A 17,831-nucleotide genomic window follows, 5' to 3' on the forward strand; every position below is an offset into this window, starting at 1 on the left:
TTTTTTACTATAAAAATTACTTTTTTGAAAAAATGGTGCAAAGTTACAATTTACCACTGTAACATTGCACCACTTATTCTTTTAATTCCTCTTATAGCAGAAAGTTCATCTATTAATTGGAATAATGCTAAGTCTTTTTGTTTACTTTCAATCATAATATCGAAATTATGATTGTGTTTTTTTGCAATGTGTAAGAAAGGCTTAATAAACTCTAAATCGATATATTCAGCATGAGCCCTAAATTCTTTTTCCGATCTCGGGGAGGAAATGTGAACTTTAGGAGAGATATTTGTATGTGACCAAGTTTCAAAAATTGCAGGAAGCAACTCTTCTAGTGGTTCCTCGCAAAGATTGGCCATATGATGATGATAATCAAATACAAATGGAATATTTTCTTTTTGGCAAATTGATAAAGTTTCAGCGGTTGTATAGGTTTTATCATCATTTTCAAGAGTCATTTGTTTTTTTATATGTGTAGGAAGTTTTTTTATGTTTTCATGGAAGCGCTCAATTGCCTTTTCTTTATTTCCATAGGCTCCACCTACATGAATATTAATGTAAGAAGAATCTGCAATGCCTATAGCATCCAATATTTTATAATGATAAGTCATATCCGTAATAGCGTTAGTAGTAATATGTGGCTTGTCGCTTGTAAATAGCGTAAATTGATTTGGATGAAAACTTATTCGTAAATTGTGTTCTTTAATTAAAGCCCCTATTTTACGCCAAAGTAGTGTGAATACCCCAATATAGTCAAACTCGACTTCGGGATGTGTTGCAAGTGGGACGATGGAAGACGATAGGCGATATAGTGGGATTTCATGCGCTATATTGTAATGAAGGATACGTATTGTGTGCTCTAAATTTTGCCTTATAACATGGTACAGTTTGTCTTCTCGCTCTTGCTTGCTGAGTTTCTTAAAGCTTGTAAACGTCATTGTTTTGGCAGGAGAACAGTCCCAGAGTGCCATTGCATGTGAGACATATCCAAACCGTATAAGCATATGAGATACACCTCTTTTATTCATTGTCTTTCCTATAAAAAGAAAGCAAACATTGTTCCAATCCATTCCTTTCCTCTATCGATAAGAGAAGGCGGGTTTACATCGCTATAGGAAAGTACAGATGCATTCTCTAGATCTTCATGGAATTTCTTTTTTACTGTTTGAATGAAATGTTTATTATATAACAGGCAGTTTATTTCATGGTTAATATATAAACTTCTCATATCAAAGTTTGCTGTTCCGATATCGCAAATATCATCGTCTACTATAATAATTTTGGCGTGAAAAAAACCTTGTTGAAATGCATAAATATTGCAACCAGCCTGTATTAATTTTCGGCAGTACGGAAATTTGGCTTCTCGAACAAGAGGGTGATCAGCTTTTTCTGGAACAAGAATTGTGATTTGAACCCCTCTTTCTCTTGCTTTTAATAAGGCATTCATAATTTTTTTTCCAGGAATGAAATATGGTGTACCGATACAGATTTCTTTTTTTGCCGCGTTAATTAAATGTAAAAAAGTATGCTGTAAATAAGCCCCATCAGTCGGAATAAATTGATGCAGGATGGTACCTGGATTTTGTTTTGGAAAATAAAGAGAAGCATCTAATAAATTTTGTTTCGTATCATCAAACCAGTCATGCAAAAATTGCTTTTGTAAATCTTGAACCCCTTCTCCTGTAAGACGTAAATGGTAGTCTCGCCATAATCCTAAATATTCATTATGCCCTAGATACTCTTCACCGATATTAAATCCCCCGATATAGCCGGTTTTCCCATCAATCACTGTAATTTTCCTATGATTTCGTTGATTGGCAGAAAAGAAAGGCAGAGGAAATTTTACCTTATGACAAAATGAAAAAGATACACCATGTTTTTGCAGGGAGCGAATAGCTTCGTTTGATAAAGAATGGCTGCCAAATCGATCAAGTAAAAGTCGTACTTCAATTCCTTCCTGAGCCTTATCAATCAGCAATTTTAAAAATTCACGACTGATTTTATCGTTTTTTACAATGAAGAATAAAATATGAATGTGATGCTGTGCTTGTTTTATATCAGTAAATAAAGCGTCATACAAATCTTTCCCGTATGTATAAAGGTGAAAATCACTTTGACGTAAAGGGAAAGTGCGAGAGCTTACTCGTTTTAAATGAAGAAGTCTCCCGTATGAAAGGTCAATTGTAATCCAAAGAGCAACGGATATTAACAAAAGAGATAAGTAGAGCATTAGTGAATTCCCTCCTTCGCATTCTTTTCACCTTCAGTGTGTTACAAATGATACGGGTAGCACGGCTGTTATTATAAATTTCTTTAGAGGATAGATCTTGTACTGGTTAAAGTGTCACTTTATCCCGCTTTAACGGGCAGTAAGCTTCCTATTTCAAAAATTGATGAATAAGCAGAAGCTAGTTTGGAAATCAACTGCCCGTAAAAGCCCGATTGGTTCAACTAATAATCAGCGGGGGATGAACCACCCCTGCTGATTAAAGTTTCACTTTATAGTTTCACCGAAATAAACAGCTTTATGAAAAAATGTGTTGTTCTATAACAAAAAACTGTTGACTGAATGCTCACTCATTATATAATGGGGATAGGGGATATAATTCAGAAAATTATATATTTTTGAAGATTCAAAAAAGAAAGAAGGCTTACAAAGAGAGGGGTAGCATAAAAATGAATAGCTTACTGATCATTAATTGGCTGGCTGCCATTGCTGTTATTGCTTATGCAGGATATTTGTTTGTATATCTTATACGGACGAGAATGGCCTACATACAGTTAGGGAAAAAGATTGAATTTGACCGTCGTTTTAAAGAGCGTTGGGATCTCCTTAAGGTCAATGTTTTCGGTCAGAAAAAGCTGCTGAAAGATAAGAAAAGCGGCATCATTCACGTTATGTTCTTTTACGGATTTATTCTTGTCCAATTTGGAGCAATTGACTTCGTTTGGAAAGGACTCGCACCAGGATCACATCTTCCACTTGGACCACTATACCCTGCATTTACATTCTTCCAGGAAATTGTCACACTTGTTATTTTAATTGCAGTATTTTGGGCTTTTCATAGACGTTATGTAGAAAAGCTTGTTCGTTTAAAACGTAACTTCAAATCAGGTCTTGTTCTTATTTTTATCGGTGGTTTAATGATTTCTGTGCTACTTGGTAACGGTATGGGACTTATATGGCATGGCGAGGAGCTTTCATGGAGTGAACCAATTGCTTCTGCAATCGCTTACGTTTTTAGCGGGATAAATGAAACCGTAGCCATTTCAGTGTTCTATTTTTCTTGGTGGGTGCATTTACTAATTTTGTTAACGTTTTTAGTGTATGTTCCACAATCAAAACATGCGCATTTAATTGCAGGACCAGCTAATGTATTCTTCGGTCGTCTTTCAAACCCAGGGAAGCTTGAAAAGATTGATTTTGAAGATGAAACGCAAGAAACATTTGGTGTTGGTAAAATTGAAGACTTTAGACAAAATCAACTTATTGACTTATACGCTTGTGTAGAGTGTGGCCGTTGTACAAATATGTGTCCGGCAACAGGAACAGGAAAAATGTTATCACCGATGGACTTAATTTTAAAACTTCGCGATCATTTAACTGATAAAGGAGCTGCGGTAACATCAAAAGCACCGTGGGTTCCAGTAGTTGCCTTCAATAATACACAAGGAAATCAGTTAGCGATGATGGCAGCTGGAAAAGGGCAACAAGAATCAGCGTCTACAACGCTCGCTTACGATCCGAGTTTAATCGGAGATGTTATTACAGAAGAAGAGATCTGGGCATGTACAACGTGCCGTAACTGTGAAGATCAATGCCCAGTTATGAATGAGCATGTTGACAAAATTATTGACTTACGTCGATATCTCGTTTTGACTGAAGGAAAAATGGACGCGGAAGCACAACGCGCGATGACAAATATCGAGCGTCAAGGAAATCCGTGGGGGCTGAACCGTAAAGAGCGTGAAACATGGCGCCAAGGTGATGACGAAGTAACAGTTCCAACTGTAAAAGAAAAATCAAAAGCTGGAGAGGAATTCGAGTATTTATTCTGGGTTGGTTCAATGGGATCATACGACAATCGTAGTCAGAAGATTGCGATATCGTTTGCGAAGTTAATGAACGAAGCAGGCATTTCATTCGCAATTCTCGGTAATAAAGAAAAGAATTCTGGAGATACACCACGCCGCCTTGGAAATGAATTTGTATTCCAAGAGATGGCGACAAAGAATATCGAAGAATTTGAAAAGGCAGGAGTGAAGAAAATCGTTACGATTGATCCTCATGCTTATAACACATTTAAAAATGAGTATCCGGACTTTGGCTTGCAAGCAGAAGTCTATCATCATACAGAATTGTTAGCTCAGTGGGTGAAAGAAGGGCGCTTAAAGCCTGTTCACGCTATTGAAGAAACAGTTACGTACCATGATTCCTGTTATTTAGGAAGATACAACGAAGTGTATGAAGCGCCACGTGACATTTTGAAAGCGATTCCTGGAGTGAATCTTGTAGAAATGGCACGTAACCGTGAAACGGGAATGTGCTGTGGCGCAGGTGGTGGCTTAATGTGGATGGAAGAAACAACAGGTTCACGTATTAACGTTGCTCGTACAGAACAAGCATTAGCTGTACAGCCATCCATTATCGGTACAGGTTGTCCATATTGCTTAACGATGATCAGTGATGGAACGAAAGCGAAAGAGGTAGAAGAGAAGGTTCAAACTCTTGATGTGACAGAGATTTTAGAACGATCTGTTATCGGACAGAAAAAAGAAGCGATGTAGTTTGTAAGAATGTATACAACTTTAGAAAGAGGTGCAATGATTGCACCTCTTCTCAACGTAGGGATACCGAGCGAGCGCTCAGTGTTAAAAAATGAAATGGGGGAAAGAAACATGAGTAAAACAGTTATTTTAAGTGCTGCAAGAACACCAGTTGGAAAATTTGGAGGATCTTTAAAAGATGTAAAAGCGGCGGAACTTGGAGGAATTGCAATTAAAGCAGCGCTTGAAAGAGCAAATGTTGCGGCTAGTGATGTTGAAGAAGTTATATTTGGAACGGTTATTCAAGGTGGACAGGGGCAAATTCCATCGCGCCAAGCTGCAAGGGCTGCTGGAATCCCATGGGAAGTGCAGACGGAAACAGTGAATAAAGTTTGTGCATCAGGACTTCGTGCGGTTACGTTGGCGGATCAGATTATTCGTACTGGCGATCAATCACTGATTGTAGCTGGCGGTATGGAGTCGATGAGTAACAGTCCTTACATTTTACGCGGAGCAAGATGGGGATACAGAATGGGCAATAACGAAGTTGTTGATTTAAACGTTGCTGACGGTTTAACATGCGCATTTTCAGGTACACACATGGGCGTTTATGGCGGAGAAGTTGCGAAGGAAGATGGAATTTCTCGCGAAGCGCAAGATGAATGGGCATATCGTAGCCATCAGCGTGCGGTTTCAGCGCATAAAGAAGGGCGTTTTGAAGAGGAAATCGTGCCAGTAACGATTCCGCAAAGAAAAGGCGATCCTATTGTCGTTGCAAAGGATGAGGCGCCACGTGAAGATACAACGATTGAAAAGTTAGCAAAGTTAAAACCTGTATTTGATAAGACAGCGACGGTGACAGCTGGTAATGCGCCGGGACTAAATGATGGTGGTGCCGCACTTGTATTAATGAGCGAAGACAGAGCGAAGCAAGAAGGAAGAAAGCCATTAGCGACAATTTTGGCGCATACAGCAATTGCAGTGGAATCTAAAGATTTCCCAAGAACGCCAGGTTATGCAATTAACGCATTGCTTGAAAAAACAGGCAAGAAAATTGAAGACATCGATTTATTCGAGATTAATGAAGCATTTGCAGCGGTAGCAATTGCAAGTACAGAAATCGCAGGAATTGATCCGGAAAAATTGAATGTAAATGGCGGCGCGGTAGCGATGGGACATCCAATTGGAGCAAGCGGAGCGCGCATTATCGTTACACTAATCCATGCACTTAAGCAGCGCGGCGGCGGAATTGGAATTGCTTCGATTTGTAGCGGTGGCGGTCAAGGGGACGCAGTGATGATTGAAGTCCACTAATTAAAGTTCGAGGGTATAAAATTTATTAACAATTAAGGGGGAAGAAAAAATGGGTGTACAAAACATTGTTGTAATTGGTGCAGGGCAAATGGGATCAGGAATTGCACAAGTATGTGCAATGGCAGGATATGACGTGAAGGTACAAGATTTAAAGCAAGAGCAATTAGATAGAGGAATGGCTATCATTACGAAAAACTTAGCGCGCCAAGTAGAAAAAGGACGCATGAAGGAAGAAGAGAAGGAAGCGACATTAAATCGTCTTACAGTAACGCTTGATTTAGATTGTGTGAAAGAAGCGGATCTTATTATTGAAGCAGCTGTTGAGAAAATGGATATTAAAAAGAAAATCTTTGCGAATCTAGATGAAATTGCTCCAGAACACGCAATTTTAGCGACGAATACGTCATCTCTGCCAATTACAGAAATTGCAGCGGTAACGAAGCGTCCGGAAAAAGTAATCGGTATGCACTTTATGAATCCAGTTCCAGTTATGAAGCTTGTTGAGATTATTCGTGGTTTGGCTACCGATGATGCGGTATATGAAGCAATTGAAGATATTACGAAAAAAATTGGGAAAGTACCAGTTGAAGTGAATGATTTCCCAGGTTTTGTATCAAACCGCATTTTACTACCGATGATTAACGAAGCAATTTATACGTTATATGAAGGTGTAGCGACGAAAGAAGCAATTGATGAAGTCATGAAGCTTGGTATGAACCATCCGATGGGGCCTTTGACACTCGCTGATTTTATCGGTTTAGATACGTGTTTATACATTATGGAAGTGTTGCATGAAGGATTAGGAGATAGTAAATATCGCCCATGTCCATTATTACGTAAGTATGTGAATGCAGGATGGTTAGGGCGTAAAACAGGTCGTGGATTCTACGTTTACGAATAAATGCCCCCTTTGTTACAACATAGTGGTCTTACCAAATTATTTAAAGGATATATAGCAAATGGAGGCGGAATATATGAACTTTCGTTTTAATGAAGAGCAGCAAATGATGAGGAAAATGGTTCGGGATTTTGCACAGAAGGAAATAGCTCCCTTTGTTCCTAGTATGGAACAAGGGGTGTTCCCGAAAGAGATTTTGCAAAAGATGGGTGAGCTTGGATTAATGGGTATTCCAGCGCCTGCAAAATACGGTGGGGCAGAAATGGACTTTATATCTTACATTCTAGCAATTGAGGAAATCTCAAAGGTAAGTGCAACAGTTGGTGTAATTTTAGCTGTACATACGTCAGTTGGAATGAATCCGATTTTATATTTCGGAACAGAAGAACAGAAGAAAAAATATGTTTCTAAACTTGCAACCGGGGAATATTTAGGTGCATTTGCTTTAACAGAGCCAAATGCAGGATCAGATGCAGGGAGTTTGAAATCAAGAGCTGTGAAAAAAGGTGATCATTATATTATTAATGGATCGAAAGTGTTTATTACAAATGGTGGTGAAGCAAGTACATACATTGTATTCGCTTCTACAAATCCAGAGGCAGGAAAAAGTGGTATTTCTGCATTTATAGTAGAGAAAGATACACCTGGTTTAATCATCGGAAAAGATGAACATAAGATGGGACTTCTCGGTTCTCGTACAGTACAACTTACTTTTGAAGATATGAAAGTGCCAGCTGAGAATTTACTTGGGGAAGAAGGACAAGGATTTAAGGTGGCGATGGCGAATTTAGATGTTGGGCGAATTGGAATCGGTGCGCAGGCGTTAGGAATTGCTGAAGCGGCGCTTGGCTGTGCAATTGATTATGCAAAAGAAAGAGAGCAATTCGGGAAGCCAATTGCGGCACAGCAAGGGATTGGCTTCAAGCTTGCAGATATGGCAACAAGTGTCGAAGCAGCAAGGTTACTCGTATATAGAGCGGCATCTCTTAGGGCACAGGGATTACCATGCGGTAAAGAAGCATCTATTGCGAAATTATTTGCTTCTAAGACAGCGGTTGAAGTCGCGATTGAGGCGGTGCAAGTGTTTGGTGGTTACGGTTATACGAAAGACTATCCAGTAGAACGATTTTTCCGTGATGCGAAAATCACGCAAATATATGAAGGAACAAGTGAAATACAGAAACTTGTTATTAGCCGTGCTTTATAAAAGGGCGAGGGGGAGACGGAGATGCATTTTAAACTATCAGAAGAACATGAAATGATAAGAAAAATGGTTCGAGATTTTGCTAAAAATGAAGTGGCACCAACAGCAGCTGAGCGTGATGAGGAAGAGCGATTTGATCGAGAATTATTTGATCAAATGGCAGAGCTTGGTTTAACCGGTATTCCGTGGCCTGAAGAGTACGGTGGAATTGGAAGCGATTACTTAGCGTACGTAATCGCTATTGAAGAATTATCCCGCGTTTGTGCTTCAACAGGCGTAACACTGTCCGCGCATACTTCACTTGCGGGATGGCCAATTTTTAAATTTGGGACGGAAGAGCAAAAGCAAAAGTTTTTACGGCCGATGGCTGAAGGGAAGAAAATTGGTGCATACGGCTTAACGGAACCAGGATCTGGATCGGATGCTGGTGGAATGAAGACAATCGCAAAGAGAGATGGCGATCATTATATTTTAAATGGATCAAAAATTTTCATTACAAATGGCGGTATTGCTGATATTTATGTTGTTTTTGCGCTAACTGATCCTGAATCGAAGCAGCGCGGTACGAGTGCATTTATTGTAGAAAGTGATACACCGGGATTTTCAGTTGGGAAGAAGGAGAGCAAGCTAGGGATTCGCTCTTCACCAACGACTGAAATTATGTTTGAAGATTGCCGTATTCCTGTAGAGAATCTACTTGGAGGAGAGGGGCAAGGGTTTAAAGTTGCGATGCAAACATTAGATGGAGGTCGTAACGGTATTGCGGCGCAAGCTGTTGGGATTGCACAAGGGGCTTTAGATGCTTCTGTAGAATATGCAAGGGAGCGCCATCAGTTTGGAAAACCAATTGCGGCGCAGCAAGGGATTGGCTTTAAACTTGCGGATATGGCAACAGATGTAGAAGCAGCACGCCTTTTAACATATCAAGCGGCTTGGCTTGAATCAGAAGGGCTTCCGTATGGAAAAGAATCAGCGATGTCAAAAGTATTTGCAGGCGATGCAGCGATGAAGGTGACGACTGAAGCGGTGCAAGTATTTGGTGGTTACGGTTATACGAAAGATTATCCAGTAGAGCGTTATATGCGAGATGCAAAGATTACACAAATATATGAAGGAACACAAGAGATTCAGAGGCTTGTAATTTCTCGTATGTTAACGAAGTAGGAACGAAAGCGTAGGTATTTTCCTACGCTTTTTCCTTCCAAAAAATAATAGAGAGAGGTGAAGGGAATGGTTAAACATAATGTGCATGCATCGGTGAAAGATGAAAAATTAGTTGCGTTAAGACGTGAACAAATGATTAAAGGTGCGGTGCAACTGTTTAAACAAAAAGGATTTCCGCGTACAACAACGAGAGAGATTGCAAAAGCGGCTGGGTTTAGTATAGGGACACTTTATGAGTACATTCGTACCAAAGATGATGTTTTATATTTAGTTTGTGATAGTATATATGAACATGTAAAAGAAAGATTAGAGGAAGTAGTTTGTACAGAAAAAGGGAGTGTAGAAAGTTTAAAGATAGCAATAACGAATTACTTTAAAGTGATGGACGAATTACAGGAAGAAGTATTGATAATGTATCAAGAGGTACGCTTTTTACCGAAAGAATCACTTCCGTATGTATTAGAAAAGGAGTTTCAAATGGTAGGAATGTTCGAGAATATTTTAGAACAGTGTACGGAAAATGGAACATTTACATTAAATAAAAAAGAAATACAGCTTCTTGCCCATAATATTTTTATACAAGGACAGATGTGGGGATTTAGACGCTGGGCGCTGCAAAAACTGTATACGCTCGAAGAATATACAGAAATGCAAATTAGGTATGTATTGCAAGGGGCCCATATGCTTCCGAAATAAGGAACAGACAAATTATAATTTTACTACCCTATAAAAGTTTCCCGTTTTTTTTGTAGCATATTTGTGCGACTTTTGTTTATAATGAATAGTATGGATTTTTTTAAGCAGGCCGTTATATATAAGGTTATATTTGATGAAAGGAAGTGCCGCATAAGTGGATTTTAAGCAATATTCACCAGAAGAGCTAAAAGAATGTTCAATGATTGAAGTTGTACATAGCGTTTTAGGGGATAAAAAACAAGCAACGACATTCAACGAGTTGGTTCAAGAAATCGCTCAAGTGCTGGGACTATCTCAAGAGCAAGTTAATGCGAAAATCGCACAATTTTATACAGACTTAAACATCGATGGACGTTTCATTAATTTAGGAGAAAATCGTTGGGGACTACGCAGCTGGTACCCATATGAGCAAATTGATGAAGAAATCTTGCCTCAACCAAAACCGAAGAAGAAACGTAAAGTTGAAGAAGACGGTTTTGACGACTACATTGAAGAAGACGAAGATGACTTCGACGATGCAGACGTAAGTGAAGATGAAGACGATGTAGAAGATTTGGACAAGGTTCTTGAAGAAGAAGACGGAGATGACGACGATCTTGATGATTTAGACGAAGATGACGACGACTTCGCTGAAGAAGAACTTGAGTATGATGAAACTGAAGAAGAAGAAGAGGAAGAACTGTAGTTCTTGACTTTTCATTATCGTCCATGTAGAATCATTTTTGGGCTCTTTAAAAAAGGACGATAATACTTTTAAAGTGTAAATATAAAAGAAAATTGCTCCCTACTTATTACTTTTTGTGATGAGGGGAGCAATTTTCTTTTTTGTTTTTTGTTTAGAAAATAAAAAGAGTCTAACAATAAGATGGATACAGTGTTATCTACATACGTTGCGCTTTGCAACGGTGATTATATAACAGCAAAATAGAAGGGAGCTTTTTCATGACTAAGTATATTTTTGTAACAGGCGGTGTAGTATCGTCTTTAGGAAAAGGTATTACAGCAGCATCTCTTGGAAGACTTTTAAAAAATCGTGGTTTAAACGTAACGATTCAAAAGTTTGATCCATACATTAACGTAGACCCAGGGACTATGAGCCCATACCAACACGGTGAGGTATTCGTAACAGATGATGGCGCTGAAACTGACTTAGACCTTGGTCACTATGAGCGTTTCATCGACATTAACTTAAACAAATACAGCAACGTAACAACAGGTAAAATTTACTCTTCAGTTCTTCAAAAAGAGCGTCGCGGTGAATATTTAGGAGGAACAGTTCAAGTTATTCCTCACATTACTAACGAAATTAAAGAGCGCGTATATCGTTCTGGCCGTGAAACAAATGCGGATGTTGTTATTACAGAAATCGGTGGAACTGTTGGTGATATCGAGTCTCTACCATTCTTAGAAGCAATCCGTCAAATTAAGAGCGACATCGGTCGTGACAATGTAATGTACATTCACTGTACGTTAATCCCGTACTTAAAAGCAGCGGGTGAAATGAAGACAAAACCAACACAACATAGTGTTAAAGAACTTCGTAGCTTAGGTATTCAACCAAACATTATCGTTGTTCGTACAGAAATGCCTGTTTCTCAAGATATGAAAGACAAGCTTGCATTATTCTGTGACATCGATACAAAAGCAGTTATCGAAGCTCGCGATGCAGATACTTTATATGCGGTTCCATTATCTCTTCAAGAACAAAACATGGACCAAATCGTTTGTGATCACTTAAAATTAGACAATCCAGCTGCAGATATGACAGAGTGGACTGCGCTAGTTAACAAAGTGCGTAATCTTTCTAAGAAAACAAAAATCGCTCTTGTTGGTAAATATGTAGAACTTCAAGATGCTTATATTTCTGTTGTAGAAGCACTTCGTCATGCTGGTTACTCATTCGACACAGATGTAGAAGTAAAATGGGTAAATGCTGAGCATGTAACAGCAGAAAACGTAAAAGAATTAGTTGGCGATACAGATGGTATCCTTGTACCAGGTGGCTTCGGCGATCGTGGTGTAGAAGGTAAAATCGTTGCGATTCAATATGCTCGTGAAAACAAAGTTCCATTCTTAGGAATTTGCTTAGGTATGCAACTTGCATCAATCGAATTCGCACGTAATGTATTAGGTTTAGAAGGTGCTAACTCTTCTGAAATCAACCCTGACACACCATATGCAATCATCGACTTATTACCAGAACAAAAAGATGTAGAGGACCTAGGTGGTACACTTCGTCTTGGTCTATACCCATGTAAGCTTGCTGAAGAAACAAATGCTTACAATGCTTATAATGAGCCGGTTGTATATGAGCGTCATCGTCATCGTTATGAGTTCAACAACCAGTTCCGTCCTGATATGGAAAAAGAAGGATTTGTATTCTCTGGTACAAGCCCAGACGGCCGTCTAGTTGAAATCATTGAATTAAAAGACCACCCTTGGTTCGTGGCAGCACAGTTCCACCCAGAACTTGTTTCTCGTCCAAACCGTCCACAACCATTGTTCCATGACTTCGTAAGAGCTTCTATTACGAATAAAGAGAGCAAGTAATAAAAAAAGCGCCTGAAATAAGGCGCTTTTTTTAATATTCATTTAACATTTCATCGATTGTAAATTTGATTCCGTGATAAGCAAATAAAGCTACTATTAAACTTGGGAATCCGTAGCGATTACCTTCATCGTCTGGAATAAGACCTTTTAACAGTTTTGTATCAATATGTACGTCTGTATATCGTTCGAGTGATTCCGTACCTTCTTGAAGAGCAGAAATGCCGACAATAGAGTGTCCCTCTTCTTGTAGTTTTTTTGCAATTTCTACAACCGCTTCATCTGTTGAAAAACGGCTAATAAGAAGTACACGATCTGCAGAAGTTACTTCTACTTCTTTACCATTTTCAAATAAGCGTTTTGCTTGCTTCATTGGTTCAGCACCGAATAGTGCCTCGGCAACAACGCCCTCCATTTCATTTGTACCATGTAAATAAATGAAACCATCGCCAACTAGTGCTTGAGCAAGTAAACGAGCGCTATCTTCTATATTCATTTCTTCTTTTTGAGAAACTCTGGAGAAATAACCACTTAATTGAGTTGAAAAAATTTTTAACATAATGTTACTCCCTTCGTACGTGTTTGCCGGCTTTCATTATAATTTATTTTTTTAGAAAGGTGAAATCGTAGGGTAGCATAACAAAATAGGAAACGGTAAAATAAGAAAGAATAGGAAGGAATTTGCCAAAGAATAGCGAAAATAAATCGTTAAGATATAAGAAGCTTTAAATCTTGTACTTACACAGAAAGGTTGGGAATTATGGAAGGTAAAATTTTAATCGTTGATGATCAATATGGGATTCGTGTGTTATTACATGAAGTGTTCCAAAAAGAAGGTTATCAGACATTCCAAGCAGCGAATGGATTTCAAGCTTTAGATATCGTGAAAAAAGATAATCCAGATTTAGTAGTGTTAGATATGAAAATTCCAGGCATGGATGGTATAGAGATTTTAAAGCATGTAAAAGAAATTGATGAGAGTATTAAAGTAATTTTAATGACTGCTTATGGAGAGCTTGATATGATCCAAGAAGCAAAAGATTTAGGAGCTTTAATGCATTTTGCTAAACCATTTGATATTGATGAAATTCGTCAAGCTGTGAGAAATGAGCTCGCTGTAGAGGCGTAAAAATGAATTTTTTATAAAAAATATGGAAAAAAGCGTTTACATGGACTATTGTGCAGGTGAATACGGTTGAGTTTTTGAGTACAAGTTGTTATCCTATTGAGTGTAGAAAAAAGTCCGGTATGTAGATATACATATTTTACCTTATTCTGGTCATACTACCAGCGATAAGAACTTATCGGATACAAAAAACGTTTTTTAGGAGGATTCACCATGCCTTTAGTTTCTATGAAAGAAATGCTAAACAAAGCACTAGAAGGAAAATACGCAGTTGGTCAATTCAACATGAACAACTTAGAGTGGACTCAAGCTATCTTAGCTGCTGCGGAAGAAGAAAAATCTCCTGTAATCCTAGGTGTATCTGAGGGTGCAGCTCGTCATATGACTGGTTTCAAAACAGTTGTAGCTATGGTTAAAGCTTTAATCGAAGAAATGAACATCACTGTTCCTGTAGCGATTCACCTTGACCATGGTTCAAGCTTCGAAAAATGTAAAGAAGCAATTGATGCAGGTTTCACATCTGTAATGATCGACGCTTCTCACCACCCATTCGAAGAAAACGTTGAAACTACTAAACAAGTAGTAGAATACGCACACGCTCGTAACGTATCTGTTGAAGCTGAGCTTGGAACAGTTGGCGGACAAGAAGACGACGTAATCGCTGAAGGCGTAATTTACGCTGACCCAGCAGAGTGTAAGCACCTTGTTGAAGCAACAGGTATCGATTGCCTAGCTCCAGCTTTAGGTTCTGTACACGGTCCTTACAAAGGTGAGCCTAACTTAGGATTCGCTGAAATGGAACAAGTTCGTGACTTCACTGGCGTACCTTTAGTATTACATGGTGGTACTGGTATCCCAACTGCTGATATCGAAAAAGCTATCTCTTTAGGTACTTCAAAAATCAACGTAAACACTGAGAACCAAATCGAGTTTACAAAAGCTGTTCGTGAAGTATTAAACAAAGACCAAGAAGTTTACGATCCTCGTAAATTTATCGGACCTGGCCGCGACGCTATCAAAGCAACTGTTATTGGTAAAATTCGCGAATTCGGTTCTAACGGTAAAGCGTAAGAATAAAATTCCGTTTTGGAAACCGTCTAGTCTTTTAGACGGTTTCCTTTCGTTGTATAATGAAAGCGTGAACAAGTCTAAAGATTTTATCATTTTTGGTTTTTAAATAGAAAATAATGTGCATAGTCCTATTAATAAATGTGATAACGTATCTAAATTGATAAAGTGAATTCGATGAATAGTTGATCTTTATCTATTCGTGCTACAGGAGAAATGAAGATAATGGTTTCCTATTTATTGAGTTTTGGGATGGAAAGAGTAATTGAGATTCTTAAGGGGAGCTTTCTATAAAAAGATAGAAAGTAAATACATTCACAAGAAGGGAGCTCAATATGGAAAAATTGCTAATTGAAGGCGGAAGAGCTTTAAATGGAACAATTCGAGTAAGTGGTGCAAAGAACAGTGCCGTTGCATTAATTCCAGCGACAATTTTAGCAGATACTCCAGTAACTATTGGTGGTGTCCCTAATATTTCGGACGTGAAAATGTTAGGAGACTTACTAGAGGAAATTGGAGGGAAAGTAACTTATGGACAGGAGGAAGAGATGGTAGTCGATCCTTCTAACATGGTTGCAATGCCTTTGCCAAATGGAAAAGTGAAAAAATTGCGCGCTTCTTATTATTTAATGGGTGCAATGCTTGGCCGTTTTAAAAAAGCTGTTATTGGGCTTCCGGGTGGATGTCATTTAGGACCGAGGCCGATTGATCAGCATATTAAAGGGTTTGAAGCGCTAGGTGCACATGTTACGAATGAACAAGGTGCCATCTATTTAAGAGCAGATGAGCTACGCGGGGCACGTATTTATTTAGATGTTGTTAGTGTAGGAGCTACGATTAATATTATGCTAGCAGCTGTACGAGCGAAAGGTAGAACTGTTATTGAAAATGCAGCGAAAGAGCCTGAGATCATTGATGTAGCTACATTGTTAACAAGCATGGGAGCACGTATTAAAGGTGCTGGTACTGATGTAATCCGAATAGATGGTGTTGACTCTTTACATGGTTGTCACCATACTATCATTCCAGATCGTATTGAAGCTGGTACGTATATGATTCTAGGAGCTGCATCAGGAGGAGAAGTAACGGTTGATAACGTTATTCCTCAGCATTTAGAATCAGTTACTGCAAAGCTAAGAGAAGCTGGTGTTCAAGTTGAAACGAACGATGATCAAATTACGGTGAACGGTAATAGAAAGTTAAAAGTAGTTGATATCAAAACGCTTGTATATCCAGGTTTTCCAACGGATTTACAACAGCCGTTTACGACGCTTTTAACAAAGGCACACGGGACGGGAGTTGTAACAGATACAATTTACGGTGCCCGTTTCAAACACATTGATGAACTACGTCGTATGAATGCTCAAATTAAAGTAGAGGGTCGTTCGGCAATTGTAACTGGTCCTGTGTTACTGCAAGGTGCAAAAGTGAAGGCGAGTGATTTACGAGCAGGAGCGGCACTTGTTATTGCAGGGTTAATGGCAGATGGAATTACAGAAGTAACAGGACTTGAGCATATTGATCGAGGTTATGAGAATATAGTGGACAAGCTTAAAGGGCTTGGTGCAAACATTTGGCGAGAACAAATGACAAAGCAAGAAATTGAAGAAATGAAGAACGCATAAGTGATACTTCCGCAAGGGGGAAGCGAAGCATCACTACTTGCGGAAGTACACTTTATAGAAAAACACGGTTCACAAAATACGGCAGAAATATAAAGGCTTAAAGGAGAGGGATTATCGTGGAAAGAAGTTTATCTATGGAGTTAGTACGTGTAACAGAGGCTGCAGCTTTATCATCAGCGCGTTGGATGGGGCGCGGGAAAAAGGATGAGGCAGACGGTGCAGCAACATCAGCTATGCGTGATGTATTTGATACAATTCCGATGAAAGGTACAGTTGTAATTGGTGAAGGTGAGATGGATGAAGCACCAATGCTATATATCGGAGAGAAATTAGGTACAGGATATGGACCACGTGTAGACGTTGCGGTTGATCCTTTAGAAGGGACAAACATCGTAGCAGCTGGTGGCTGGAATGCTCTTGCTGTCATTGCAATTGCAGACCACGGTAATTTGTTACATGCCCCTGACATGTACATGGATAAAATCGCGGTTGGCCCAGAAGCAGTTGGGGCGGTCGACATTGATGCGCCTATTATTGATAACTTACGTGCAGTTGCGAAAGCGAAAAATAAAGATATTGAAGATGTTGTAGCGACAGTTTTAAATCGTCCACGTCATCAAGAAATTATCGAAGAAATTCGTAAAGCTGGTGCGCGCATTAAATTGATTAATGATGGAGATGTAGCTGGAGCGATTAATACAGCGTTTGATCGTACAGGTGTAGATATTTTATTTGGGTCTGGTGGAGCACCTGAAGGTGTATTAGCAGCAGTTGCTTTAAAATGTTTAGGTGGAGAAATTCACGGAAAACTATTGCCACAAAACGAAGCTGAATTAGCACGTTGTAAAAAAATGGGCATAGAAGACATTAATCGTATCCTTCGCATGGAGGACTTAGTAAAAGGTGACGATGCAATCTTTGCAGCAACAGGCGTAACAGATGGAGAACTATTACGCGGTGTTCAATTTAAAGGTAGCGTAGGAACAACGCAATCCCTTGTTATGCGCGCAAAATCAGGCACAGTTCGCTTCGTGGATGGACGTCATAGCTTGAATAAAAAACCAAACTTGGTTATTAAATAAAAAGCGTAAGCAGCTCGTTCAGAATGGGAGGGGGATGGAGCTTCTGACGTAGAGGCGCTTTTTGCCTCGCAGGAAGAAGTGAAGCCACCGACCATTCTAGCTGCTGAAGCTGGATTAAATAAAAGGCGTAAGCAGCTTGTTCAGAATGGGAGGGGGATGGAGCTTCTGACGTAGAGGCGCTTTTTGCCTCGCAGGAAGAAGTGAAGCCACCGACCATTCTAGCTGCTGAAGCTAGATTAAATAAAAAGCGTAAGCAGCTCCTTCAGAAAGGTTAAAATGGTCGATCTTTCTAACTATCGGAGCTGGAACTAAATTAAATAAGAAGCGAAGACAAATTTTC

General features: G+C 39.1%; 15 protein-coding genes. 12 read left to right on the top strand and 3 right to left on the bottom strand.

Going from position 1 to position 17,831, the window contains the following annotated elements; genetic code table 11:
* Window positions 1-50: 50 nt before the first annotated feature.
* The gene (gene uvsE / locus HMAS_RS21365; protein WP_046393175.1) at window positions 51-1,004 is read right to left on the bottom strand and encodes a UV DNA damage repair endonuclease UvsE; all 954 of its coding nucleotides are present in this window, start codon (window positions 1,002-1,004) and stop codon (window positions 51-53) included.
* A 32-nt stretch (window positions 1,005-1,036) separates the two neighbouring features.
* Window positions 1,037-2,230 carry a cardiolipin synthase gene (gene cls, locus HMAS_RS21370; protein WP_000966423.1) on the bottom strand — a complete coding sequence of 398 codons (1,194 nt, stop codon included), beginning with the start codon at window positions 2,228-2,230 and terminating at the stop codon, window positions 1,037-1,039.
* Between the two features lie 446 nt (window positions 2,231-2,676).
* Between cls and HMAS_RS21375 the strand changes: the two genes are divergently transcribed.
* The 8 genes from HMAS_RS21375 to pyrG all read left to right on the top strand — a co-directional run bounded on the left by HMAS_RS21375 (window position 2,677) and on the right by pyrG (window position 12,593).
* Complete coding sequence (locus HMAS_RS21375) at window positions 2,677-4,788, top strand: heterodisulfide reductase-related iron-sulfur binding cluster (protein WP_001086776.1); 2,112 nt, start codon at window positions 2,677-2,679, stop codon at window positions 4,786-4,788.
* Window positions 4,789-4,797: 9 nt separating this feature from the next.
* Complete coding sequence (locus tag HMAS_RS21380; protein ID WP_002025101.1) at window positions 4,798-6,081, top strand: acetyl-CoA C-acetyltransferase; 1,284 nt, start codon at window positions 4,798-4,800, stop codon at window positions 6,079-6,081.
* Window positions 6,082-6,130: 49 nt separating this feature from the next.
* On the top strand, window positions 6,131-6,982 hold the full coding sequence (locus HMAS_RS21385) for a 3-hydroxybutyryl-CoA dehydrogenase (RefSeq protein WP_000538880.1): 852 nt from the start codon (window positions 6,131-6,133) through the stop codon (window positions 6,980-6,982).
* Window positions 6,983-7,055: 73 nt separating this feature from the next.
* A complete protein-coding gene (locus HMAS_RS21390; RefSeq protein ID WP_001011179.1) occupies window positions 7,056-8,186 on the top strand; it encodes an acyl-CoA dehydrogenase in 1,131 nt (376 codons plus the stop codon).
* 21 nt (window positions 8,187-8,207) lie between these two features.
* Entirely contained in the window at window positions 8,208-9,347 is a 1,140-nt protein-coding gene (gene acdA, locus HMAS_RS21395; protein WP_000545545.1) for an acyl-CoA dehydrogenase AcdA, read from the top strand.
* 66 nt (window positions 9,348-9,413) lie between these two features.
* The gene (locus HMAS_RS21400; protein WP_000238605.1) at window positions 9,414-10,043 is read left to right on the top strand and encodes a TetR/AcrR family transcriptional regulator; all 630 of its coding nucleotides are present in this window, start codon (window positions 9,414-9,416) and stop codon (window positions 10,041-10,043) included.
* Window positions 10,044-10,197: 154 nt separating this feature from the next.
* On the top strand, window positions 10,198-10,728 hold the full coding sequence (gene rpoE / locus HMAS_RS21405; protein ID WP_000346280.1) for a DNA-directed RNA polymerase subunit delta: 531 nt from the start codon (window positions 10,198-10,200) through the stop codon (window positions 10,726-10,728).
* Window positions 10,729-10,985: 257 nt separating this feature from the next.
* Window positions 10,986-12,593: a CTP synthase gene (pyrG, locus tag HMAS_RS21410; protein WP_000170460.1), complete on the top strand. Its 1,608-nt coding sequence runs from the start codon at window positions 10,986-10,988 to the stop codon at window positions 12,591-12,593.
* A gap of 31 nt (window positions 12,594-12,624) precedes the next feature.
* Here the strand turns inward: pyrG and HMAS_RS21415 are convergent, their stop codons facing one another.
* The gene (locus HMAS_RS21415; protein WP_000912404.1) at window positions 12,625-13,149 is read right to left on the bottom strand and encodes a DUF2529 domain-containing protein; all 525 of its coding nucleotides are present in this window, start codon (window positions 13,147-13,149) and stop codon (window positions 12,625-12,627) included.
* A 201-nt stretch (window positions 13,150-13,350) separates the two neighbouring features.
* On the opposite strand from HMAS_RS21415, the gene spo0F reads away from it, so the two are divergent.
* From spo0F to glpX, 4 genes are all read left to right on the top strand, one after another.
* On the top strand, window positions 13,351-13,719 hold the full coding sequence (gene spo0F / locus HMAS_RS21420; protein WP_000398594.1) for a sporulation initiation phosphotransferase Spo0F: 369 nt from the start codon (window positions 13,351-13,353) through the stop codon (window positions 13,717-13,719).
* A gap of 210 nt (window positions 13,720-13,929) precedes the next feature.
* The gene (locus HMAS_RS21425; RefSeq protein ID WP_001131855.1) at window positions 13,930-14,787 is read left to right on the top strand and encodes a class II fructose-bisphosphate aldolase; all 858 of its coding nucleotides are present in this window, start codon (window positions 13,930-13,932) and stop codon (window positions 14,785-14,787) included.
* 332 nt (window positions 14,788-15,119) lie between these two features.
* The gene (gene murA, locus HMAS_RS21430; protein ID WP_000413254.1) at window positions 15,120-16,409 is read left to right on the top strand and encodes a UDP-N-acetylglucosamine 1-carboxyvinyltransferase; all 1,290 of its coding nucleotides are present in this window, start codon (window positions 15,120-15,122) and stop codon (window positions 16,407-16,409) included.
* Window positions 16,410-16,525: 116 nt separating this feature from the next.
* Entirely contained in the window at window positions 16,526-17,491 is a 966-nt protein-coding gene (gene glpX / locus HMAS_RS21435; protein WP_000442340.1) for a class II fructose-bisphosphatase, read from the top strand.
* Window positions 17,492-17,831: the final 340 nt, after the last annotated feature.

The organism is Bacillus sp. HMA207 (genome assembly GCF_003402455.1).
In the GTDB taxonomy this organism is placed as follows: Bacteria; Bacillota; Bacilli; order Bacillales; family Bacillaceae_G; genus Bacillus_A; species Bacillus_A cereus.